We start from the raw sequence: 22865 nt of genomic DNA, 5'->3' as shown, positions 1-22865 counted from the left end.
TCTTTCCTATCAGTGGCAGTTTGCCCAGACCCTCCTTGCTCCTTCGGGACCACCTTTTGCTATCTTCCGAGGTCAAACCGGGAATGCTTATGGACCGCCTGTTGTTACGATGAGCGCAAGGAGGCACATGCAGGTCTTGCTCGGAAGGCGCGCTGTGGTGGACGTGGTTGTCGCCATGGCTGCCTTCCTTGTGTCCGGGAGTTGGATCCTGACCGCTGCAGATGCTGGAGCAACATACTTCCTTTCCGCCATAGCTGCCGGCCTGGCAGTGGTGGGAAATGCCGCCGCTTCCATCCTCAGCCGCAAGCCCCGGCTCACCACGGCTGCGGACCGTGTTACCCTGCTTCGCGCTGTGCTGGTGGCATGCTGCGCGGCGGCGACGGTCCCGGCGCTGTTCGGCGGGGTGGGGCCCGGCGTGCCGGTGGTCGCGGTGGGTGCGGCCGCATTTCTTCTTGACGCGGTGGACGGGGCCGTTGCGCGGCGGTTTGCCTGCGTGAGCCCGGCTGGAGGCCGGCTGGATGTCCAGACCGATGCAGCCCTGGTGCTCGTGCTGTCGTGTGCTGCTGTGCCCATCCTTGGCCCCTGGGTGCTGGCCACCGGGCTCATGTGGTACGCGTTCGTCACTGCCGGCTGGTTCCGGCCTGAGCTGAAACGAATGCTGCCTGTTAAGAGGCTGCGGAAGGTTATCGGCGCCTTCCAGCCGTTCGCCTTGTTGCTGGCACTCACGCCCGGGGTTCCCGGTGGAATCGGGATGGTGACTGTTGTCCTGGCGCTCGTCGCACTGGTGGCCTCGTTTGGCCGGGACGTCGTCGAACTGGAGCAAAGCCACCGAAAGTGGACCGGGCGGCACTCCAGCACTGAACTGGTGAACTAACGGAGCAGTAAAGGAAGGCGGCGTTACGGTGCGGCGCCGAAGTTCACCGCGGGTCCGGCGGCTCTGGACTAACGGTGGCCGCCGCTGGTAAAGGTTGAAGCGGGCCGGAGCAAGGTAAGTCCAGGCCCTCCCAACAGCAAAGGATCCAGACCATGAGCGAAACGCCCGCCGATCCGGAGCCGAATTCGTCGGACCAGCCTGAAAGCGGTTCACCCGGGGGCTTCCCGTTTGACCCCAACCAGGACCCTCCCCAGGAAGAACCGGCAATTCCTCCGCAGGACAACCCCGGACCACCCACCGGCCCCGACGGAGAGCCGGACGAGCCCGCCCTGGAGGATCCCCAGCGGCCGCCAGCCCGGTAGGCGGGCGGCGCCGGGGTAGCCCGCAGCAGTAATCCGCGCTTCGATCACTGATCGGCTGGATCGCGGCCGGCGGCCCGCCGGAAGCCGTCCCGGTTACCAGGCATAGTCCTCCGGAGCGGTCCGGTGCCCCGGGAAAATGTCATCGAGACGCTTGAGTGCATCATCGTTGAGTGTCACGTCCAAAGCCCGGATGGACGCGTGTAGCTGTTCCTGCGTGCGGGGCCCGACGATGGGGGCGGTAACCGCAGGCTGCCGAAGCAGCCACGCGAGTGCAACGTCGCCGGGCTCATGGCCGAGTTCCGCGGCGAAATCCTCGTACCCCAGGATCTGGTCGTGGTGCTTTTCCAGCGTTTCCGCCGCCCGCCCCGCCAGCCGCCGCACGCCCTCGCGCTCTTTTTTGAGCACGCCGCCCAGAAGCCCTCCGTGCAACGGGGACCACGGGATGATCCCGATCCCGTATTGCCGGGCCGCGGGGATGACTTCCAACTCGATGTTCCGCGTCAGCAGATTGTAGATCGATTGCTCACTGACGAGGCCGGTGTAGCTGCGGCTGGCGGCGGCTTCCTGCGCGCGTGCCAGGTGCCAGCCGGCGAAATTGCTGCTGCCCGAGTACAGGATCTTGCCTTGCTGGATGGCCACTTCGACGGCCTGCCAGATCTCGTCCCACGGCGTGTTCCGGTCCACGTGGTGGAACTGGTAGATGTCGATGTAATCGGTTTGGAGGCGTTTGAGGCTGGCGTCGAGGGCGCGCCGGATGTTCAGTGCGGACAGCTTCGACTCGTTCGGGCGGTCCGTCATGGTGCCGTAGAGCTTGGTGGCCAGCACGGTGCGTTCCCGGCGCTCGCCTCCCTTCGCGAACCAGCGGCCAATGATCTCCTCTGTCCAGCCGCGGTGGTCAGTCCCGCCGTACACGTTGGCCGTGTCGAAGAAATTGATGCCGGACTCCTGGGCGGAGTCCATGATCGCGTGCGCTTCGGGTTCCTCCGTGTGCGGGCCGAAGTTCATGGTGCCGAGGCAAAGCCGGGAAACCTTGAGGCCGGAACGGCCCAGATGTGTGTACTCCATGAATGGTTCGTCCTTTCGGTGGAGCTGGGAAAGCGGCTAGAGCTGGGAGAACGCGGCGACGGCGGGGTCCGCGCCAATGCGGGAGCCGGCCTCAAGCCCGTTGATCGATTCCACGTCTGCGGCAGTCAGCCGGATTGTCGCTGCTGCGAGGTTCTCCCGCATCCTTGCGGAGTCGGCGGACTTCGGGATGACGATGTTGCCGGTTGCCAGGTGCCACGCGAGCACGATCTGGGCGGGCGTCGCCCCGTGATCCTTGGCCAGGCCCGCCACTGCGGGTGCGTCCAGGTCTGCACCCTGGCCCAACGGGCTGTAGGCCTCAACGGCAATCCCGTGGGAGCGGCTCTTGGTGGCCAGCGCGGCCTGCTGGAAGGTCGGGTGGAGTTCGAACTGGTTCACAGCGGGGATCACGTCCGCGTCGGCCAGTACAGCATCCAGGTGCTCTTCCAGAAAGTTTGAGACGCCTATCGCCCGGGCTTGGCCGGTGGCGTGGATTTCCTCCAGCGCCTTCCAGGCCTGTGTGTAGAGTTCCTGGGAAGGCACCGGCCAGTGGATCAGGTACAGGTCAACGACATCGACCCCCAGTGCCTTCCGGCTGTTCTCGAACGCCTCCTGGGCAGTGGCCTGGTCGCCGTTGCGTAGCTTGGTGGTGATAAACAGCTCCTCGCGCGGGATGCCGGATGCGGCGATCGCAGCCCCCACCCCGGCCTCGTTCCGGTAGGCGGCCGCGGTGTCGATATGGCGGTAACCGGCTTCCAGGGCGTCCTCAACGGTCCGCTGAGTCTCGTCCGGGGGTACCTGGAAAACGCCGAATCCCAGCTGCGGGATGGAAACGCCGTTGTTGAGGACGACCTGCGGGATCTGCGACATGTCTTCTCCTTGATGATCTAACTCGATAGTCCGTGTTGAGAGTGCGCCGCGCGGGAGGGTGAGGGCGCGGGCTCCTTCCGAGCTTATGCATCCAAGGCTCCGGAGTCAGCGGCCGTGGCTCTCCCTGTTTTTCCTAGGATTGCCAGTCCTACCATCGTTGTAGAAACGGTGCCCGGGGGCAGGCACAATGGAGGTCATGGGTCAGAGCGCCGAGTTCGGCAAATTCCTCAAGGCAATGCGGTCCCGGCTGAAACCGGAGGACGTCGGCATCGCTGACGGCGCCGGCGCGCGGCGCGTGCCCGGGTTGCGGCGGGAGGAGATCGCCCGGCTGGCGGACATCAGCACGGATTACTACACAAGGCTCGAACAAGGCCGCAACATCCACGCGTCGCGGGCCGTTCTGGATTCGGTGGCGCGGGCGCTCAGGCTCGACGCCGGCGAGCAAGCCCACATGATGAACCTTCTGCGGCACTGTGCAGTGTCCGCCCGGTCACCGATGCCCGTCCAGGCAATCCGGCCCGGTCTCCGGCAACTCCTGGACGCCGTTGGCGATGTGCCTGCCCTTGTCCTTGGACGAAGAACGGATGTCCTGGCCGGTAATCGGATGGCTTTCCTGCTGATAGCGGACTTCCCGCACCTGTCCTCCGGGGAGCGGAACCTCACCCGGTGGCTGGTCCTTGATCCGAGGGCGCGGGAGCTTTTCCGCGATTGGAAGACAGTGGCGGCGGAGGCGGCGGGCGCCCTCCGGCTCGACGTCGGACGGCACCCCAATGACGCACAGGCCAACCATCTCGTGGGGGAGCTTGCCGTGCACAGTGAACACTTCCGCCAATGGTGGGCCGGCCACCGGGTGGCCACCCGCTCTGCAGGCACCGTGCGCCTCCACCATCCCGAGGTGGGAGACCTTGAACTGAACTTCGAAAACCTGGTGCTGCCGGACGACGCCGACCAGACCCTGCGGATCTACTCGGCCAGGCCGGGCTCGCCGTCGGCGGATGCGCTGGCGCTGCTCGGAAGCCTCGGAGCGGACAGCATGGGCCGGGGAACCGTGAACGGGGATGAAAGCGCGACGGGGGAGCAGGCTTCCAGCATTGGCAGGCCAGAGGGAAACGGCAGTGAGGATGCGCCGTCGGCCAGCCGCGGCTGACCGTACATGCAGCCGGGTGGCGGGAGAAAAGGCGTCTCCTGTACCTCTGCCCAGCAGGAGCGCAGGATTTTATCCATTCGCCCATTGGGCGGGTGTGGCGCGTTTCCTAGCCTTGGAGGAGAACTTCTCCCAGCCCTCCGACCCAAGGATGACCTTCAACGATGAAACGCATCGCACTGCTTCGGGAACGCCACACACCTTCCGCTCCGACCGGAACCCACTGCCCGGCGTCGGGAATGTGGGCCCCTGCAGACTCGCCGGACGAGGCGCACGCCTTCTTTGAAGGACAGGTGTTTCCCGCATTCCGCGGGATTCCCACTGTGTGGCGCCCGAGTGCTACCGCCCAGGATTAAGCACGAAAGGCGGCGCCGGCTGGAGAACCGCCGACGCCGCCTTACTTAATCCGCTGCCGTGCGGTCAGTTCCGCCGCGGCGAACGGTAAAATCTAGTCCCGCTCCAGGCGGAATCCGAGCTTGAGGGTGACCTGCCAGTCCGCAACCTTGCCGTCCTCGAGGTGGCCGCGGATCTCCTTGACTTCGAACCAGTCCAGGTTGCGCAGGGTTTTTGCGGCGTCGGAAATGCCGTTGCGGACGGCCGCGTCGACGCCTTCGGTCGAGGTTCCGACAATTTCAGAAATGCTGTAGGTGTTATTAGACATCTTCGCTCCTCATGATCGCCATCGATACCCGGCTGCGGGCCGTTCCTGCAGAGTATCGGACGGGGCGCCCGGGAACTAGGCTTCCAGCACGTAGCTTCTGAGGTCGTCCAGGGTCTGTTGCATGTGCGCATCCATTGCATTGCGTGCCTGCTGCGGATCGCGGGCAAACAGGGCCTCGTAAATGTTCTGGTGGTGGCCGATTGCATGCTCCTGGATGTCAGGCACCCTCGAGGTTTCGGTCCGGCCCTTTTCCAGGACGCGGTGCAGCGGTTCGAAGAGGACTGCCACGAATACGTTCTCGGACGCGTGCAGAATCTGGTCGTGGAAAGCCAGGTCGGCGGCAACAAAGCTCGCCACGTCGTTGCCCTGATGCGCCTTCTGCATGTCCGCCACACAGTCCCGAAGGCCCTCGAGCTCGGCGTCCGTGATGCGCTGGGCAGCCAGCTCGCAGGCTCCCGTTTCCAGCATCCGGCGCAGCTCAATCAGCTGGACCGCGGCGGCAGGACCGTTCTGCCCCTCGGATGCGGCCCGCAGCACCGCCTCGAGCGATGACCAGCGATTGAGCGGATTCACGAACGTGCCGCGGCCACGTTCCACGCTCAGGATGCGCTGCGCCTCAAGGGTCTTCATTGCCTCACGGACCGTCATGCGGCTGACGTCGTGCCGTGCGCTGAGTTCCAGTTCTCCCGGCACGCTGCTGCCCGGCGGAAACTCGCCGGAGATAATGCGGTCAAGGAGTTCGTCGGCGACGACGCCCACCAGTGATTTGCGTGCCATTTCTTCCGTTCAGCGTGTGCGGCCTGTTACAGCCGGGGATGTCTGCCAAAAGTGTACTTGCGCACGTGCTGTGCGTTATGCCACACTAGCACCAAAGAACAGATGTCTGACATCTTACAAATATCCGCAAGACAGTTTCGACACAACGGAGTGCACAGTGCCCCTCGAATCCGACGTCCTGGCCGCCTTTCCCGCCGAGCTCCACATCCCTGCCCGGCAGGTCGCAGACGCCGTTGCCGCCACGGCCGCCATGTCCCCGCGCGTTCTCGTGGTGCTCGACGACGACCCCACCGGCACGCAGTCGGTTGCGGATCTCCCTGTGCTCACCCGCTGGGAAGTCGAGGACTTCCAGTGGGCTCTCCATCAGGGTAAGCCTGCCGTCTACGTGTTGACGAACACCCGCAGCCTGGATCCCGAAGAAGCAGCCGCCCGCAACGAAGAGGTAGTGCGCAACGCCCTGGCGGCTGCCCGCGACGGCGAGGGTGAGGTCCGGCTCGGCTTTGTGAGCCGCAGCGACTCGACCCTCCGCGGGCACTTCCCGCTGGAGCCGGACGTCATTGCTGCCACCGTGGCAGCCGAAAGCGGAGAGGCCACGGACGGCGTCGTGATGGTTCCCGCGTTTCCCGACGCCGGCCGCATCACCATTGGCGGGATCCACTACACACGCGGACCGGGGACCGGGCAGCTGACCCCCGTTGCCGAGACGGAGTTCGCCAGGGACGCCACCTTCGGCTTCGCCAATTCCGAGATGGCCAAGTACGTGGAAGAGAAGTCCCAGGGGCGGTTCGCCGCGGACTCCGTGATCGTGCTGGACCTGAACATCATCCGCGCCGGCTCTGCCACCGGGGAGGCCGGAGTCTCGGCCAAGGCCATCGCTGACGCCATCGAGCCGGCCACGCAGTCCACGCCCATCGTGGTGGACATCGTCACCGAAAACGACATGCGCGCCCTGGCCCTGGGCCTGGAGGAAGCCGAACGCCGCGGCAAGAAGCTGCTGTACCGGGTTGGCCCGCCGTTCATGCGCGCCCGGATCGGCCAGGACATTCGCCCCGAGCTCAGCGGCGAGGAAGCCTACGCGGGCAACACCCCGTCCGAAGCCGGGGGCCTGATCGTCGTCGGCTCCCACGTGGGCGTGACCACCCGGCAGCTCAAGGTGCTGACAGACCGGCACAGCAGCGCGCGCATTGTGGAGATCGACGTCGAAAAGCTGCTGGGCGAGGAGGCACCGGCCTACCTCGACCAGACCGTCGACGCCGTCGTGGCGGCGCTGCGCGGCGGCGACGTCATCGTCCACACGAGCCGCCTGCTCATCAAGACCGATGACCCGGCCGAAAGCCTGCGGATCGCACGCACCGTGTCCGCCGCCGTCGTCGCCGTCGTGAACCGGACGCTGAAGACCTTCCCGCCGCGGTTCGTCATCGCCAAGGGCGGCATCACGTCCTCGGACGTCGCCGCGCACGGACTGGAGATCCGGCACGCAATCGTCCGCGGGCCCATGCTGCCCGGCATCGTGAGCCTGTGGGAGCCGGTCGACGGACCTGCCAAGGGGATCCCGTACATCGTTTTCGCCGGCAACGTGGGTGACGACGAGTCGCTCGCCCAGGTGACCAGCAAGCTCAGCAACACATTTTAATCCCCACGCACGCTCTAACTTCGCAAGCTTTCACTGGAGAACACCATGACCTCGAATTACACCGTCACCGTCCTCGGCCTGGGTGCCATGGGGCTGCCCATGGCCACCCGCCTCGCCAGCCAGCTGACAGTTCACGGGTTCGACATCGCCGAACCGCGGCTCCGCCTCGCCGAAGAAGCCGGCGTGAAGACGTTCGCTTCCGCCCGGGACGCCGCCCAGGACACTGACGCCCTGCTGCTCGCCGTGCGCAACAGCGAACAGCTCGACGACGTCCTGTTCGGCGGGAACGGCGTGGCCTCGGTCCTGAAGCCGGGTGCGGTCGTCATCCTGACCAGCACCGTGGGCACCGAAGCCATTCCGTCCACCGTCGCCCGCCTGGCCGAGTTCGGCGTCGGCCTCGTGGACGCACCGCTGTCCGGCGGGCCGAAGCGTGCCGGCGAAGGCGATCTGCTGATCGTCGTCGGCGCCGAACCCGCTGCCCTGGAATCTGCTCGTCCGGTCCTGGAGCTGCTCGCCTCCACACTGACCGTCGTCGGCGACAAGCCCGGGGACGGGCAGGCGCTGAAGACCGTCAACCAGCTGCTCTGCGGCATCCACATTGCGGCAGCCGCCGAGGCAATGGCGCTGGCCGATGCCCTGGGCCTGGACCAGGCGAAGACCCTGGCCGCCCTCGAGGCCGGCGCCGCGGGCTCCTTCATGCTGTCCAACCGCGGACCGCGGATCCTGGAGGCCTACACCGAGGAAGGCGCCGAGGTGCTCAGCCGACTGGACATCTTCGTCAAGGACATGGGCATCGTGGGCAAGGCCACGCGCAGCGCCGGCCTGGCGACCCCCGTTGCCGCCGCCGCCGAGCAGCTGTACCTGCTGGGCCAGGCCCATGGGCTGGCCGCCGCCGACGACTCCGCCGTCATCAAGGTGGTTGCCCCCACCAAGCGCACCGCCGGGGAAGGCTGATGCGGGCACGACTCGATGACCTGGTGCTGACCGCCCTCCAGCGGGGCTCGGCCGTGCCGGCGTTCACCTGCTACGACTTCACTACTGCCCTGGCGGTGGTGAGCGCCGCGGAGGAAGCCAAGCGCGGAGTCATCCTGCTGGTGGCGCCCAAGGCCGCCGCCACGGGCAACGGACTGCGGCTCATCTCCGCGCTCCGGGGCCTGGCCGACGCGGCGTCCGTGCCGGTTGCCGTGCAGCTGGACCACGCCTCCGATCTTGGGGTCATCACCGCCGCCGCCGCTGCCGGTGCGGACTCCGTCCTGGCAGACGGCTCGGCGCTGCCGTACGAAGAGAACATCGCCCTGGTGCGTGCAGTGCGCTCCGCGCTGGAGGCCCAGGGGCATGCGGGGGTGGTCCTGGAGGCCGAACTCGGCGGACTGGCAGGCGACGAGGACAAGGCCTTCGGCGCCGAAGGGGACGACGCCGGCAACGAGGTTGCCGGGCTCACCGACTCCGCCCAGGTGGAGGACTTTGTGGCCCGGACGGGCGCGCAGCTGCTCGCGGTGGCCGTAGGCAACGTCCACGGAAAGTACAAGGGCGAGCCGCGGCTGCGCTGGGATGTCCTGCAGGATATCGCCGTGCGGACCCACATCCCGCTGGTGCTCCACGGCGCGTCCGGCATTCCGGCGGATGAATTGGCCAAGGCGCCTGCCATGAACGTGGGCAAGGTCAACTTCAACACCGAGCTCCGCACCGGCGTCCTGGCTACGCTCGAGGAGCAGCTTCCCGCGCACCGGGCCGACGGCGAGAACCTGCAGGGGCTCCTGGTCCGGTGGGACGGCGCCGCGAAGGACTTCGGCGCGAGCACGCTGGCGATCCTCAGCCGCTGACGAAGGGGTTTTTGTCCACGTATCGCGACTTCGCGGGCCTTTTGAGGCCAATACGTGGACAAAAACTCCAGACCCCTCCACATGGTTGCCGCTCCATGCGGGGCAACTTGGCGCACAATGGAAAGCACAAAGACGTAAGCGAGTTCCAGTGGTGGGGGCGCCATGAAGAATTCCACGGAGCCGGCGGCGGGGGCGGACACTGCCGTCACCGCCCGCGACCTGGCCATCGATCTCGCGCGCTTCATTTGCCTCGCCATTGTGGTGGTGGGCCACTGCATGATGACCAGCCCGGTACTGCACCCCGACGGCACCGTCACCACCGAAAACACCCTGGCCGAGCAGGACTGGTTCGAGCCGGTCATCTGGGTCTTCATGGTGATGCCGCTGTTCTTCGTGGCAGGGGGCATCACCGGGGCGCAGTCCTGGCGACGCATGCAGGCACGCGGCGGCACCGGCTTTGAGTTCGTCCAGTTCCGGCTGCTGCGCCTCGTCCGCCCGGCAGCGGCCCTGCTGGCGGTAATGTTCGTCGGCCTGTGGGGTGCGCTGCTGGCCGGTGTGGATCCGCAGGTGGTGCAGCTGCTGGCCAGCGGGGCCGGGATGCCGTTGTGGTTCCTGGCTGCCTATCTGGCGGCCCAGTTGAACATTCCGTTGCTGGTGGGGCTCCACCGGCGTGCCCCGTGGTTGACGTTCCTGGGGCTGGTGGCGCTCGTCGTGACGGTGGACTGCTTCCGCGGTGCTTTCCCGACGCTCGCTTACATCAACATGGTGTTCGTCTGGTGCACAGTCCAGCAGCTTGGGTTTTTTGTGGCGGACGGCTGGCTTGACCGGTGGAGCAGGTCGCGGCTGGTGGGGCTGGTCGCCGCCAGTAACCTGCTGATGCTTGTCCTCGTGATGCTGGGCCTGTACCGGGACAACATGCTGGTGAACCTGAATCCGCCGAACCTCAGCCTCGTCCTGCTGGGCGTCTCGCAGGCGGCGGTACTCCAGCTCGCCCGGCCGCAGCTGTTCGCGGTCGCCGCCGTGCGCTGGATAAGTGCGGTGGTGGCCGTTGCCGGGCGCCACGCCATGACGGTCTACCTCTGGCACCTGCCGCTGCTGGCGGCCATGACCGGGCTGCTCCTGCTGACGGACTTTCCCAAACCGGTTTCGGGCACTGCCGAATGGTGGTGGTCGCGTCCGCTCGTTTTCCTCGGTGTGGTCCTCCTCCTGGTGCCCGCCGTTCTTTTGTTCGGGCGGCTTGAGGAACGGCCGACGCCGGCCATGCACTCACGCGGCCGGGCGCCGGCCGCCGTGGTGACCGCCGTCGTCGTCGTTTTTGTCCCGGTTGCGGAGGCCGCCGTCAACGGCCTGACGCTGGGACTGCTGGGCGGCGGCGCCGCCTGCTTTGCCATGGCCGTGCTGCTGCTGGGGCGCGTTCCCGCCCCCGGCACCCGGCCATTGCCAGCACAGCCTTTAAGTGCCAATGTCGAACCATGACGGAGAACACGGCAGCCACCGAGGACCAATTCACCCCGGACGTCACCACCTTCCGGAACGATGCGCTCCACCGCTACGAATTGCACGTCGGCGGGAAGCTGGCGGTGGAAGTCAGGTTCCAAGACAAGCCTGGGCACGTGGATTTCATCCACACAGAGACGGCCGAGCAGTTCCAGGGCCACGGCCTGGCCAAGGTTCTTATCCACTTCGCCCTCGACGATGTGGTGGCGTCGGGCAAACGGATCATTCCGCATTGCCCGTTTACCGCCCGCTACCTGCGCAAACACGAGGTGTACACGCAGTGCATCGACTGGCCTGAGGCGGCCGCGCCCAAACTCCTCGGCACCTGACAGGCGCCCACGCGGGCTCCGTGCCGTAACCCCGCGGTACTTGTGAGCCCGCGGTACTTGTGACCGCGGGGACAATTCCGTACGATCGGGCAGGGCTATGCAGTTGGCCCTTGGACTCTCTTTTTGGGGATCTCGTTGAATCAAGAACTGCGCGTGCCGGTGCGGGTTGCGTATCCCCGGCACATCACTCCGGACTTCCGTCAGCCCACCTGTGAGGTCCCGGCGGGGTTGGGGCGGTCATGACTGGCGAGGTCGCGGCCGGTGCGATGGGCGATGACGAACTGCGCGCCCTCCTGCACGGGCGCCTGGACGATGCCGTTGACCCGGCTGCAACCCTCGCGGCCGTGCCGGATGCGGAGCTGGCCCGGCTGGCGGACGGCCTGTACCGGCATCTGGACACGCCCAGTCCTGCTTTTGGTGCCCGCTTCTGGTATGTCCAAGTCACCGAGGAACTCCGGCTGCGCCGTGTCCGGTCGTCGGCACCATCCAGCGCGGCCGGGATTGCCCCGGACGATCCCGTGGCAAGCGGGGTTCCCGCCGGGTAGCCGCGGCTGCCCTGGGCGGGGGTCTTAACTGTCCGTTCGCGTTTGGTGGGGATTACGACGGCGGGAGCTGCTTTGCGCGGTTCCGTTGCCATTGCGCTGCGTGCCAGAAAAGCAGGCCGAGAAGTCCGACGAGCCCGGCGAACAGGATCTGCGGCGCGAACGTGATCCACATGTAGCTCACGGGCATGACCTGCGGTTCGGTGCCGGAGTTCAGGGACTCCTGCGCAATCGTGAAGACGCCGAATGGGGACACCAGCAGAATCGCCTCAAGCACCCACAGCGCAACGATGAGCGGGTTCACGGCCGGTCTGCGCTGCCCGAAGTCGGGTGTGCCTGGTTGCCGCTGTCCCAGTCCGGGCTGCCCTGCCGCGGGCCCATATTCGGCGGGATTTCCCTGCGCATCCACTTCCCGAAAATGTATCGGATCATGCTCGCTGCCGGACATGTCCCCCTGCTTCCTGCTGTGGTCGACCCCTCGTGCCAGAACTCTACTCCGCCAGTTCTGCGCTGTCCCGGGCGGACATTATGTGGAATCCCGTCACCCCTCGAAAGTCAATGACTCCCGATTAACGTCCCAACACCCCGAATTTCCGGGGATTCGGCAAATACATCACAAAAGTTTGACTAAAAGGCTGACCTAAGTAAGGCTTGCCTTGCTTGGCGCCCGCTGCTGGTGGGCGCATCACGCCGACAAGAAGGATGACCTATGACGCTGCTGCCCGACGTGGACGAACCACTCGTGGACCTCGATGCCGGAACTGGACTGGGTGCCCCAGAGTCATCCGCGAAAGCCCCCATCGCCCTGGGCCCCTCCGGGCTGGACTTCGGGTCCGGCGTGGAACTCGCCCTCGCCGCCAGCAACCAGCTCTTCAACGCCCGGAACGCGCCGCGCTACGTGGCCCAGGTGCTGCAGGGTGTCAACGCCGTGGCCACCAAACTCGAGCGGACCTCGCAGCCTTTCACCGGGATCGGACCGGCTGAGATGAAGCGCCGCGTCGAGTCAGTGGACCTGGAGCGGCCGCTGCCGGACACCGCGGCCGCACTGGAGGAACTGCAGCACACCTACCTGCGCGACGCCGTTTATTTCCACGATGCCAAGTACGCCGCCCACCTGAACTGCCCGGTGGTCATTCCCGCCCTCGTGGGGGAGGCGGTGCTCTCGGCCGTGAACTCGTCGATGGACACATGGGACCAGAGCGCAGGCGCCACCATGATCGAGCGCCGCCTCATCGACTGGACGGCAGAGCGCCTCGGCCTGGGCGACAAAGCCGACGGGGTGTTCACCTCCGGCGGCAGCCAGTCCAACCTGCAGGCACTGCTGGTCGCCCGGAACCATGCGGTGGCCCGGCTGCGGCGGGACCCGGCGAACGAGGGGCTGCGCCTCCCGCTGCTGCTCGAAAAGCTGCGGATCTTCACCTCGGCAGACAGCCACTTCAGCATCCAGAAGTCGGCCTCCATGCTGGGGCTGGGGTTCGATGCCGTCGTATCCGTAGCCTGGGCGGCCGACCACCGGATGGATCCGGCCGCCTTGGCCAGCGCCCTTGCCACGGCCCACAATGAGGGCCTGATCCCCATGGCTGTGGTGGGTACGGCCGGGACCACCGACTTTGGCGCCGTCGATCCGCTGGCCGAACTGGCCGCCCTGGCCGGAGCCTACGGTGCATGGTTCCACGTTGATGCGGCGTATGGCGGCGGGCTCATGGTCTCTAACCGGCACCGCCACCTCCTGGACGGCATCCGGCTGGCGGACTCCGTCACGGTCGACTTCCACAAGACCTTCTTCCAGCCCGTCAGTTCCAGCGCGCTGCTGGTGCGCAATGGCGCGATGCTCCGCCACGTCACCTACTACGCCGACTATCTGAACCCGGAAACCGCGGCGCGTGCCGAGATCCCCAACCAGGTGGACAAGAGCATCCAGACCACACGCCGCTTCGATGCCCTCAAGCTGTGGCTGACCCTCCGGATCATGGGCGCCGATGCCGTGGGCGCGCTGCTTGACGAGGCAATCGACCTGGCTGCCCGTGTGGGCTCGCTCCTCGCGGCGGACGGCGATTTCGAACTCGCGGCCGAGCCCCGGCTGAGCACGCTGGTCTTCCGGTACCGGCCGCTCCTGGCTGACGGGACCCGGCTGTCCGAGGACGCGGCCGATGAGCTGAATCCGGCCATCCGCTCGGCCGTGTTCGCCTCGGGCCAGGCCGTGGTGGCCGGCACCAAGGTGGCCGGACGGCACTACCTGAAGTTCACGCTCCTCAACGCCGAGGCGACGCTCGAGGACATTGGCGAAATCATCGCCCTGCTTCGGAGCTCGGGCGAACGGCTGCTGGATGCCGATCTTCCGGGTGCCGGCTCCGAGGCAAAGGCGGAGGCACACGCATGAGCACCCCCGCATCGAGTACCTCAAATGATGGCCGTGTTTACGACTTCGCCGGCATCGGCGTCGGGCCTTTCAACCTTGGCCTCGCCGCGCTGAGCGAACCGGTCGAAGGCCTGGACGGGGTGTTCCTCGAGCGCCGCGAATCCTTCGACTGGCACCCCGGCATGATGCTGGAGCCTGCCCACCTGCAGGTGCCGTTCATGGCCGATCTCGTGACCTTGGCGGATCCGACGTCCCCCTACTCGTTCCTGAACTTCCTCAAGCAGACCGGGCGGCTCTACCGCTTCTACATCCGCGAGAACTTCTACCCGCTGCGGGCCGAGTACAACCAGTACTGCCAGTGGGTGGCCGGCCAGCTGCCGTCGGTCCGGTTCGGCACGGCCGTCACCAACGTGACGTACGACGGCGTGTACACGGTTTCGGTGGACGGCCCGGCGGGGCCTGAGGTGCTTCGTGCGCGCCGGCTGGTGCTCGGCACCGGAACCTCGCCGTATGTACCGGAGGCATGCCGGGGGATTGTGCGGGCCGGAGGAACGGTCCTCCACAACGCCGAGTACCTGGCGCGGAAAAGCGAACTCCAGCAGCGGCGGAGCATCACGATCGTCGGCAGCGGACAGAGCGCGGCGGAGATCTACTACGAGCTGCTCCAGGACATCGACGTGCATGGATACCAGCTCAACTGGGTCACGCGTTCGGGCAGGTTCTTCCCGCTGGAATACACCAAGCTCACCCTGGAGATGACCTCGCCGGAGTACGTTGACTATTTCCACGGGCTACCGCAGGAACGTCGCGACTCGCTCATCAAAAACCAGAAGAACCTCTACAAGGGCATCAACTCCGAGCTCATCGACGCCATCTACGACCTCCTGTACACCAAGAGCCTCTCCGGCATGGTGGACACCCGGCTGCTCACGCATTCCACGGTGACCGGGGCCGCATGGAATGCCGCCGCCGGGACCCACACCCTGGAGCTGTCCCACGGGGAGCAGGGCACGGACTATTCGCTGGAGACCGAAGCCGTTGTCCTGGCCACCGGATACGCCTACCGCGAGCCGGCGTTCCTTGCCGGTGTGGAGGGGCGCATTGCCAGGGACGGCACCGGAAGGTTTGCGGTACAGCGCAACTACAGCACCGGCGTCGAGCCCGGAGAAATCTTTGTGCAGAACGCCGAACTCCACACCCACGGCTTCGTCACACCGGACCTCGGCATGGCCGCCTACCGGAACTCGTGCATCCTCCGGGAGATCCTGGGCCGCGAGGTCTATCCGGTGGAGCGCAGTATCGCCTTCCAGGAGTTCGGGGCGCCCGCGGCAGTGCCGGCTGGAGTAGCTGCGATGACGGAGGTGCCCGTATGAGCTTCACGTTCCGCTGCCTCGATCCCGAGGCGGACGCGCCGCTCCTGCACAGCTGGGTCACCCGCCCTTACGCCTCGTTCTGGGGGATGCTGAATGCGACAGTCGAGGACGTCGTGGCGGAGTATTCCAAGATCCAGTCCAGCGGGCACCACCACGCGCTGCTGGGGATCACCGACGGCGTTCCGGCCTTCCTGATGGAGGAGTACCTCCCGGCGTCATCGCCGCTCAACAGCGTCTACGCGGTCCAGTCCGGCGATATCGGCATGCACCTGCTGGTGGCCCCGCCGCAGGGGACACCGCGCAACGGCTTCACCGCTGATGTCATGGAGTCGGTCCTGGACCGGCTCTTCCAAAAGCCCGGCGTGGAGCGCGTCGTGGTGGAACCCGACGCCCGCAATGCCAAGATCCACGTGCTCAATGCGCGGCTGGGCTTTGAGCCCGCCGGCGAGGTGACCCTGCCGGACAAGCAGGCCCTCCTGAGCTTCTGCACCCGCGAGTCGTTCCGCGCCGCCCGCGCCGCCCGTTCAACCCCGATCCACGAGGAAGCATCACTGTGACCACCCTTGAATTTGATTCCGTCCTAACCGCTGGGAATGCGGCCCCCCACCTCACGCCGGACCGCTGGGCCGCCGCCAACCGGCACCTGGTCCGCAAGGCGCTCGCCGAGTTCTCGCACGAGCGGATCCTCGTCCCGGAACCGGTGGGCGGCATCGACAATGACAGGAACAGCGACGGCGGGTACCGGGTCCGGAGCGATGACGGCACCGCTGAATACCGGTTCTCGGCCCGGATCCTGCAGCTGGACCACTGGTCCGTCGATGCGGCCTCCATTGCCTGCAGCCGCGACGGGCAGGACGCCCCGCTGGATGCGCTGACCTTCATCACCGAATTCTCCGCCACGCTGGGCATCCGCCAGGAAATGCTCCCGGTCTACCTCGAGGAGATCAGCAGCACGCTCTCCAGCCACGCATTCAAGCAGTGGATGGGCCAGCCGTCGGCAGCCGAACTGGCAGCCGGCGTGACCCGGGGAGCGGACGCAGGCACGGACTTCCAGGCGATTGAACGCAGCATGACCGAGGGGCACCCGTGCTTCGTGGCCAACAACGGCCGCCTGGGGTTCGGCATCGGTGACTACCGCGCCTTTGCCCCGGAAGCAGGTGCCCCGGTGCAGCTGGAATGGATCGCGGTGCACCGCAGCAAGGCAGTCTTCACGTCCAGCGAGGGGCTGGCGTACGCCGCCCACCTGGAAGCCGAACTCGGGGCCGGCGCCCTGGCCTTCTTCGACGCCGAGCTCGGTGCCCTTGGCCTGGACCCTGACCAGTACTTCCTGATGCCGGTGCATCCGTGGCAGTGGGAGAACAAACTGACGGTCACGTTCGCGGCCGACATCGCGCAGCGGCACATCGTCCACCTCGGAATCGGGGCCGACAGCTACCAGGCCCAGCAGTCCATCCGCACGTTCTTCAACACCAGCGCACCGGAGAAAGCGTACGTAAAGACGGCCATGTCTGTCCTCAACATGGGCTTCATGCGCGGGCTGTCGCCGCAGTACATGAAGGCGACGCCGGCGATCAACGACTGGCTCCAGGACCTGATTGACCGGGACGACGCACTGCAGGGCCGCGGGCTTGCCATGATCCGCGAAGTGGCGGCGATCGGCTACCACAACAGCTATTACGAGGCTGCAGCTGCGAAGGGCTCGCCGTACCGCAAGATGCTTTCGGCCCTGTGGCGGGAGAGCCCGCTGCCGCTGCTCAAGGACGGCCAGCAGCTGGCCACCATGGCGTCGCTCCTGCACGTCGACGCCGACGGAAAAACCATGGTGTCCGCGCTGATCGGGCAGTCCGGGCTGGAGCCGGCCGCCTGGCTGCGGCGGTACTTCGAGGCGTACCTCGTCCCGCTGGTGCACTGCCTGTACTGCTACGAGCTTGCGTTCATGCCCCACGGCGAGAACGTGATCCTGGTCCTCGAGAATGGTGTGCCGGTCCGCGCCGTCATGAAGGACATCGCCGAGGAGATCGTGGTGATGGGGGACAGGCTCGACCTGCCCGAAGCGGTGGCCCGGATTAAGGTGGATGTTCCCGACGGCGACAAGGTCCTGTCCATCTTCACGGACGTGTTCGACTGCATCTTCCGCTTCCTCGCCGCCCTCCTGGAGGAAGACGGTTTGCTCAGCGGCGAGGAGTTCTGGCGCACGGCGGCGGAAGCTGTCCGCGGCTACCAGGCCGAGCATCCGGAACTGGCGGACCAGTTCCAGCGCCACGATCTGTTCGCCGCGGACTTCGAGCTGTCCTGCCTGAACCGGCTGCAGCTGCGCAACAACCAGCAGATGCTGGACCTGGCCGACCCGTCGGGCGGACTGCAGAAGGCGGGAAGGCTTGCGAATCCGCTGGCCAGATTCGCCTGAGCTCCGGGCCGCCGGTACGGCTGTTTTCAGTGTGCCGCGGGCTTAGGCTGTTGCCATGACGCCCAACACCGACAGACCCACAGCCCTCGTCACCGGCGCCACCGCGGGACTGGGCGCCGAATTCGCCCGCCAGCTTGCCGAAAAGGGGAACAACCTCGTGCTCGTGGCGCGCGACACGGCACGGCTGCAGGCCACCGCGGACGAGCTGCAGCGGCGGTACGGAACCACGGCTGAGGTGCTGACCGCGGACCTGACCGACGACGGCGGCGTGGCCGCCGTCGTCGGCCGCCTTTCCGACCCCTCACGGCCGGTGGACGTGCTGGTGAACAACGCCGGCATCGGGCTGCTGCACAACTTCGACGAGAACCCGATCGAGGACGAGAAGAAGCACCTGAAGCTGCACGTGGAGACGGCCATGGAGCTCTGCCACGCCGCCCTCCAGGGGATGCTGGCGCGCGGCTCCGGCCGGATCATCAACGTGGCCAGCGTGGCGGCGTTCCTTCCCCGCGGCTCCTACTCGGCGGCGAAGGCCTGGCTGCTCAGCTTCAGCCGCTGGGCCAACCTCGCCTACTCGCCCCGCGGCGTGAAGGTGACCGCCGTCTGCCCCGGGTTTGTCCACACCGAGTTCCACGACCGGATGGGGATGGACAAGTCCGTGGCCCCGGGCTGGACGTGGCTGCGGCCTGGCCGGGTGGTCCGGGAAGCGCTGGCGGACAACGAGCGCGGGAAGGCTGTTTCCATTCCCACCAAGCGCTACAAGGTGCTGGCAGCTGTGGTCCGCGTGGTGCCGGACAGGTTTACGGCCGGCCCGCCGCGCCGGCCGCAGGAGCCGGGCGTCGGTTCCGGCGCGAGCGGCTAAGCACCACCACGAGGATTCCGGTGCCGGCCCCCACTACGGTCTCGACGGCGCGTTCGACGATGAGCACCTGCGGATCGGCCGGCGACGCCAGCTGGGTCATGAGCAGGATCACCGGAGTGAACCAGACCATTGCCAGCCCGTAATGCCGGGTCATGAACAGCTCGGTGCCGAATTGGAAGACGATCACCAGCAGCGCCAGCACCGCGGCTTCCGCTCCCGGGAAAAAGTGCAGCGGAGCCCATGGCCCGGGCAGAAGTACGACGGCGACAACCACCAATCCGAGGAACGTTCCCATGATCCTGTGGATGCCCCGGTGGACGCTGCTGGGCAGGTCGGCGCCGGCGAGCGGAACCGCCGCGGCCGCCATCGCCCAGTGCGGGTGGCCACTTCCGGTAAGGACGCCGATGGTTCCTGCGGCGCCGACCGCCAGCACGTAACGGGAAGCGTGAAGGGCCGTCCGTCGGCGCAGGGCTCCCCGCAACCGGGCGGAGGGCCGGGCCGCGCCGCGGTGCCAGGCCCGGCCGCGGACCCAGCCGCCGAATCCCACGAGCAGCGAGAACGCCGCGGACCCGGCGGCGATGAGCAGCGCCACAAACCAGGGCACGGCGGCGGGAACGGAGGCGCAGGCTCCCAGGGCGAGGATTCCGAAGAACGGGCCGTTGGGCCGGAGATGCACCTTGTCCGAATAAACGGAGCCCACACCGGCCAGCAGGGCTTCGATGCCAACGAGCCACCAGGAGTGGATGCCGTTGACGGACAGGACCACGCCCACGGTCACGCCGGAAAGCAGGACGAGCGCAGCCTGGAGCTGGTGTTTGAGCCGGAGCTGGTGGGGCTCGGAGCGGCCGTACATGCCGGTGAGCGCACCGAACACGGCGTAGATGGTGAGCTCCGGCCGGCCGAGGAGAAGCAGGACAAGGGAGGGGGCGGCCACACTGATGGCAACGCGCCACGCGGAGAGGTGGTCGTTGTTGGCAGGGCCCAGACTGTGCAGCTGCCTCAGGTGGTGCATTACAGACTGCAGCGGCACAACCCCTTTCACCCTACGAAGGTAGCACCGCCGCAAAGATCACACCGCGGGCTGCGTCACAAAGTGAGGAAGGCAACAGGGCCGGGTTTGCCTCGGCAGGGGTGCAGCCGGGGGCCCTCAGGCAGCGCGAAGGCCCGCCCGTTATTCCCCGGTGGAGGGAATAGCGGACGGGCCCTCAGTCGCGTCAGACAACAGCCGTCTCAAACGGGCTGCGGCAGCATCAGGTGCGGGCGGGCACCTTATTCAGTTCGTCGTCGGGTTCCGTGTCCAGGTCACTGTCCTTCTCCAAGGCACTGTTGAGTTCATCGGTGGTCTCGAACGGCAGTTCGTCGAGGTCGATCAGCGGGTTCTCGTCCTGGGTGGCCACCAGTTCACGGGCCTCCGCCGCGGTGTCCACGCTGGGCATGGAGCCGGGCAGCGGGCGCTGGGCGGATTCCTTGAGGAAGTAGATGGCCACGGCACCAACAGCCGAGGTGGCCATCAGGTAGTAGGCAGGCATCATGTCATTACCGGTGGCGTTGATGAGGGCATCGACGATGAACGGCGTGGTGCCGCCGAAGATTGCCACTGAGAAGTTGTAGGCAATACCCATGGCGCCGTAGCGGCTGGCCGTGGGGAACTGCGCCGGCAGCGCCGAGGCGAGGTTCGCAACGTAGAACGTCACGGGGAAGGCGATCAGCGACAGGCCGGCCAGCGTGGACCAGATACTGCCGATGCCGATCAGCAGAAAGGCCGGGGCGGCCAGCACCACTGTGCTCACGGCGCCGATCCAGAGAACCGGGCGGCGGCCGATGCGGTCGGAGAGCTTGCCGGTCAGCGGAATGCAGAGGCTCATGACCACGAGCACCGGGATGGTGAGCAGCGTGCCGTGGACGGGGTCGTAACCCTTGGACTCGGTGAGGTACGTCGGCATGTAGGACGTCAGCGCGTAACCGGCGGTGTTGGCCGCGGCTACGAGGATCATGGCCACGATGATCGAGCGCCAGTAGGCCTTGACGATGCCTACGGGACCCTTGGCTGCAGCGTCATCAGCGGCGGCAGCATCCTTGGCGAGTTCCTCCTGGGCGTCCAGGGTGGCCTGGAACTGGGGGGACTCCTCAATCTTGCTCCTGAAGTACACCGCGATCAGGCCCAAGGGACCGGCGACCAGGAACGGCAGGCGCCAGCCCCAGTCCTCCATGGCGGCCTGGCCCAGCGTCAGCTGCAGCACGGACACCAGCGCGGCGCCCAAGGCGAAGCCGAGGTAGCTGCCCATGTCCAGGAAGCTGGCGAAGAAGCCGCGGCGCTTGTCCGGCGAGTACTCGCTCACGAAGGTGGTGGCGCCGGCGTATTCGCCGCCGGTGGAGAAGCCCTGCACGAGCTTGAGCACCACCAGGAGGGCCGCTGCCCACATGCCGATCTGAGCGTAGCCGGGCAGCAGGCCGACGGCGAAAGTGCTCGCCGCCATCAGCATCAGCGTGGCCGCGAGGACCTTCTGGCGGCCACTCTTGTCGCCAAGCCAGCCGAAGACGACGCCGCCGAGCGGGCGGGCGATGAAGGTGGCAGCGAACGTACCCAGGAGGAAGAGCGTCTGCACGCTCTTGTCCGCTTCCGGCAGGAACACAGGCCCCATGGTGGTGATGAGGTAGCCGAACACGCCGACGTCGTACCACTCCATGGTGTTGCCCACGATAGTGCCGCCGAGGGCCTTCTTGAGCATGGGCTGGTCGACGACGTTAACGTCGGATACCTTGAGCCGGCGCCGCGCGAGCAGCTTTGGTTTCTTCGCACTCTGGGGTGCGGCCTGGTCGTTTCCGCTGGCGTTCCTGGCGCCTGCTGAAGAGTCGGTCGTGCTTCGGTCTGTGGGCATTTGGGCAACTCCTGTGGAGGTCATTTGCTTGCGACTTATAGCTGCCCCGCTCCGGGCAGGCCTTCAATTTTACGGGATTTCCATGGATTTCGAGAGTTCAGTGCCGTATGATCGCCCGATTTGCGGGGCCCAACCGGGCTGAAATCAGATTTGTTTTGCCCGATCTGGCCCCGCCATCCTGCGGATTTTCCGCCGCCGAGTCGATCGTTATCAAACCTTTTTCTGGAACAGGGCTTTCCGGGCCCGATTTTGCGCCAATTCGGTCCTGCCGGGCGGGCCGAAGGCGGCCCTGCCGGACGTCTCAAGCAGCCATCCACGGGTGCCGATTGAACCGTTCAACCGCTGGGCTCGTCTCATTGGTTAGTTCAGTACTACTTCCAGACCGCTCATAACTTCAGACAGGGGTGTTCGCCATGGACTACGAGATCAGCGGTCTGCCGATGCACGTGTTGCTCGTCCACGCCACGGTGGTCTTCGTTCCGCTGGCGGCCCTTTGCACGCTGCTGAGCCTTCTCTGGCCCGCTGCCCGACGGCGGTTGGGGATCGTCACGCCGCTGGTTGCACTGTTGGCGCTCGTCCTGGTGCCGCTCACTGCGGCGGCCGGGCAGTGGCTGCTGGACCGTGTTGACGCCACCCCGCGGATTCTCGCCCACATGCAGCTTGCCGGGATGCTCCTGCCCTGGGTGGTTGGCGTGTTCCTCGTGGCCCTCGCCCAATGGCTGTGGTTCCGCTACGGCACTGCGCAGGCAGCGGGCATGAGGCAGCGACTGGGCACCGCCGGATCCCGCATCGCGGCAATCGTCGCCGTCGCGGTCGCCCTGGTGCTCTGCGGCGGCGCAGTCGCCGCTGTGGCACTGATCGGCGAATCGGGGTCCAGGGCGGTATGGGAGGGATCCTTCCGGGCCGGGACCGACGACTGACGCGGCTGCCGGCGCCTAAGAAGTCTCTTCCCGGACGGCATAATTCTGCCTAAGGTGGACCCATGGGAACACTGATTTTCGCGTAACTTCGCCTGTTCAGGTTCTGCCCCGTGATGCCAACGCATCCGGAAGATCACGGCCCTGAATGGCTAAACACTTCATTTCATCGCGGAAAGGAAGAACAAATGGCCGACTCCTACAACGGAAGCAGCATCAAGCCCGATGTCGCTGCACATCTGGCGGAATCCATGGACACGCCGCCGCTGCCCACTCCCGAGACCCTGGCCGTGACCTCGGCACTGGGCGGGTCAAAGCAGTGGCCTGATGGCAGCGGCAAACACCGCCACCCCAGGGAACACGGCGCAAGCCCCGGCCGCCTTGGACAGGGCGCTGCTGTGACGGCAATCCACCGGACCAGCCGCCCGCAGATGCCGCATTCGTCCTGACCAGCTCGCCTTAAGAGACCGCCTGGCGACGCCCGATATTGGGGGCGT

The 22865-nt window shown here is 66.5% G+C and carries 23 protein-coding genes; 16 read left to right on the top strand and 7 right to left on the bottom strand.

Annotated features, from left to right (window positions below):
- Positions 1-127 precede the first annotated feature (127 nt).
- Entirely contained in the window at positions 128-874 is a 747-nt protein-coding gene (locus ACFVTE_RS01800; protein ID WP_387096017.1) for a CDP-alcohol phosphatidyltransferase family protein, read from the top strand.
- Positions 875-1026: 152 nt separating this feature from the next.
- Positions 1027-1236, top strand: coding sequence for a hypothetical protein (locus ACFVTE_RS01795; protein ID WP_387096014.1), 210 nt, complete (start codon positions 1027-1029; stop codon positions 1234-1236).
- Positions 1237-1329: 93 nt separating this feature from the next.
- On the opposite strand, the gene ACFVTE_RS01790 is transcribed toward ACFVTE_RS01795, so the two are convergent.
- Both ACFVTE_RS01790 and ACFVTE_RS01785 read right to left on the bottom strand, forming a co-directional pair.
- Positions 1330-2301, bottom strand: a complete 972-nt coding sequence (locus ACFVTE_RS01790) for an aldo/keto reductase (protein ID WP_387096012.1) — start codon at positions 2299-2301, stop codon at positions 1330-1332.
- Positions 2302-2337: 36 nt separating this feature from the next.
- Positions 2338-3168 carry an aldo/keto reductase gene (locus tag ACFVTE_RS01785; protein WP_387096010.1) on the bottom strand — a complete coding sequence of 277 codons (831 nt, stop codon included), beginning with the start codon at positions 3166-3168 and terminating at the stop codon, positions 2338-2340.
- A gap of 196 nt (positions 3169-3364) precedes the next feature.
- Between ACFVTE_RS01785 and ACFVTE_RS01780 the strand changes: the two genes are divergently transcribed.
- Positions 3365-4315, top strand: coding sequence for a helix-turn-helix transcriptional regulator (locus ACFVTE_RS01780; RefSeq protein ID WP_387096008.1), 951 nt, complete (start codon positions 3365-3367; stop codon positions 4313-4315).
- 445 nt (positions 4316-4760) lie between these two features.
- Here ACFVTE_RS01780 and ACFVTE_RS01775 read toward each other — a convergent pair whose 3' ends face one another.
- The gene (locus ACFVTE_RS01775; RefSeq protein ID WP_387096006.1) at positions 4761-4973 is read right to left on the bottom strand and encodes a dodecin; all 213 of its coding nucleotides are present in this window, start codon (positions 4971-4973) and stop codon (positions 4761-4763) included.
- A gap of 75 nt (positions 4974-5048) precedes the next feature.
- Positions 5049-5750, bottom strand: coding sequence for a FadR/GntR family transcriptional regulator (locus ACFVTE_RS01770; RefSeq protein WP_387096003.1), 702 nt, complete (start codon positions 5748-5750; stop codon positions 5049-5051).
- Between the two features lie 157 nt (positions 5751-5907).
- Between ACFVTE_RS01770 and ACFVTE_RS01765 the strand changes: the two genes are divergently transcribed.
- From ACFVTE_RS01765 to ACFVTE_RS01740, 6 genes are all read left to right on the top strand, one after another.
- Positions 5908-7383, top strand: a complete 1476-nt coding sequence (locus tag ACFVTE_RS01765; RefSeq protein ID WP_387096000.1) for a four-carbon acid sugar kinase family protein — start codon at positions 5908-5910, stop codon at positions 7381-7383.
- 45 nt (positions 7384-7428) lie between these two features.
- A complete protein-coding gene (locus ACFVTE_RS01760; RefSeq protein WP_387095997.1) occupies positions 7429-8337 on the top strand; it encodes an NAD(P)-dependent oxidoreductase in 909 nt (302 codons plus the stop codon).
- Positions 8337-9206, top strand: a complete 870-nt coding sequence (locus ACFVTE_RS01755) for a class II fructose-bisphosphate aldolase (protein WP_387095994.1) — start codon at positions 8337-8339, stop codon at positions 9204-9206. The genes ACFVTE_RS01760 and ACFVTE_RS01755 overlap by 1 nt, the downstream gene beginning before the upstream one ends.
- A 162-nt stretch (positions 9207-9368) precedes the next feature.
- Complete coding sequence (locus tag ACFVTE_RS01750; protein ID WP_387095991.1) at positions 9369-10682, top strand: acyltransferase; 1314 nt, start codon at positions 9369-9371, stop codon at positions 10680-10682.
- The gene (locus tag ACFVTE_RS01745; protein WP_387095988.1) at positions 10679-11032 is read left to right on the top strand and encodes a GNAT family N-acetyltransferase; all 354 of its coding nucleotides are present in this window, start codon (positions 10679-10681) and stop codon (positions 11030-11032) included. Before ACFVTE_RS01750 ends, ACFVTE_RS01745 begins: the two co-directional genes overlap by 4 nt.
- A gap of 239 nt (positions 11033-11271) precedes the next feature.
- Complete coding sequence (locus tag ACFVTE_RS01740) at positions 11272-11577, top strand: hypothetical protein (protein ID WP_387095986.1); 306 nt, start codon at positions 11272-11274, stop codon at positions 11575-11577.
- A gap of 52 nt (positions 11578-11629) precedes the next feature.
- Here the strand turns inward: ACFVTE_RS01740 and ACFVTE_RS01735 are convergent, their stop codons facing one another.
- The gene (locus ACFVTE_RS01735) at positions 11630-11983 is read right to left on the bottom strand and encodes a hypothetical protein (protein WP_387095983.1); all 354 of its coding nucleotides are present in this window, start codon (positions 11981-11983) and stop codon (positions 11630-11632) included.
- Between the two features lie 300 nt (positions 11984-12283).
- Here ACFVTE_RS01735 and ACFVTE_RS01730 point away from each other — a divergent pair, with 300 nt between their 5' ends.
- Genes ACFVTE_RS01730 through ACFVTE_RS01710 form a run of 5 tightly spaced genes read left to right on the top strand, consistent with a single transcriptional unit; the run spans position 12284 to position 18572 of the window.
- Entirely contained in the window at positions 12284-13954 is a 1671-nt protein-coding gene (locus ACFVTE_RS01730; RefSeq protein ID WP_387095980.1) for a pyridoxal phosphate-dependent decarboxylase family protein, read from the top strand.
- Complete coding sequence (locus ACFVTE_RS01725) at positions 13951-15306, top strand: lysine N(6)-hydroxylase/L-ornithine N(5)-oxygenase family protein (protein WP_387095977.1); 1356 nt, start codon at positions 13951-13953, stop codon at positions 15304-15306. The genes ACFVTE_RS01730 and ACFVTE_RS01725 overlap by 4 nt, the downstream gene beginning before the upstream one ends.
- Positions 15303-15863: a GNAT family N-acetyltransferase gene (locus ACFVTE_RS01720; RefSeq protein ID WP_387095975.1), complete on the top strand. Its 561-nt coding sequence runs from the start codon at positions 15303-15305 to the stop codon at positions 15861-15863. Before ACFVTE_RS01725 ends, ACFVTE_RS01720 begins: the two co-directional genes overlap by 4 nt.
- Positions 15860-17713 (top strand): IucA/IucC family protein, encoded by a 1854-nt coding sequence (locus ACFVTE_RS01715; protein WP_387095972.1) that lies wholly within the window; start codon positions 15860-15862, stop codon positions 17711-17713. Before ACFVTE_RS01720 ends, ACFVTE_RS01715 begins: the two co-directional genes overlap by 4 nt.
- A 55-nt stretch (positions 17714-17768) precedes the next feature.
- Positions 17769-18572 carry an SDR family NAD(P)-dependent oxidoreductase gene (locus ACFVTE_RS01710; protein ID WP_387095970.1) on the top strand — a complete coding sequence of 268 codons (804 nt, stop codon included), beginning with the start codon at positions 17769-17771 and terminating at the stop codon, positions 18570-18572.
- Here ACFVTE_RS01710 and ACFVTE_RS01705 read toward each other — a convergent pair.
- Entirely contained in the window at positions 18511-19596 is a 1086-nt protein-coding gene (locus tag ACFVTE_RS01705) for an FUSC family protein (protein WP_387097117.1), read from the bottom strand. The two genes, ACFVTE_RS01710 and ACFVTE_RS01705, sit on opposite strands and share 62 nt — an antisense overlap.
- Before the next feature lie 226 nt (positions 19597-19822).
- Positions 19823-21451, bottom strand: a complete 1629-nt coding sequence (locus ACFVTE_RS01700) for an MFS transporter (RefSeq protein ID WP_387095967.1) — start codon at positions 21449-21451, stop codon at positions 19823-19825.
- A 413-nt stretch (positions 21452-21864) separates the two neighbouring features.
- On the opposite strand from ACFVTE_RS01700, the gene ACFVTE_RS01695 reads away from it, so the two are divergent.
- Together ACFVTE_RS01695 and ACFVTE_RS01690 are read left to right on the top strand one after the other, a co-directional pair.
- Complete coding sequence (locus ACFVTE_RS01695; RefSeq protein WP_387095964.1) at positions 21865-22371, top strand: DUF2231 domain-containing protein; 507 nt, start codon at positions 21865-21867, stop codon at positions 22369-22371.
- Positions 22372-22556: 185 nt separating this feature from the next.
- Positions 22557-22817, top strand: coding sequence for a hypothetical protein (locus ACFVTE_RS01690; RefSeq protein ID WP_387095961.1), 261 nt, complete (start codon positions 22557-22559; stop codon positions 22815-22817).
- Positions 22818-22865: the final 48 nt, after the last annotated feature.

It is taken from the genome of Arthrobacter sp. NPDC058097 (assembly GCF_042884885.1).
Lineage (GTDB): Bacteria > Actinomycetota > Actinomycetes > Actinomycetales > Micrococcaceae > Arthrobacter.
Note: the sequence above shows the minus strand (reverse complement) of the source record. Positions and strands in the feature narration are given on the sequence as shown.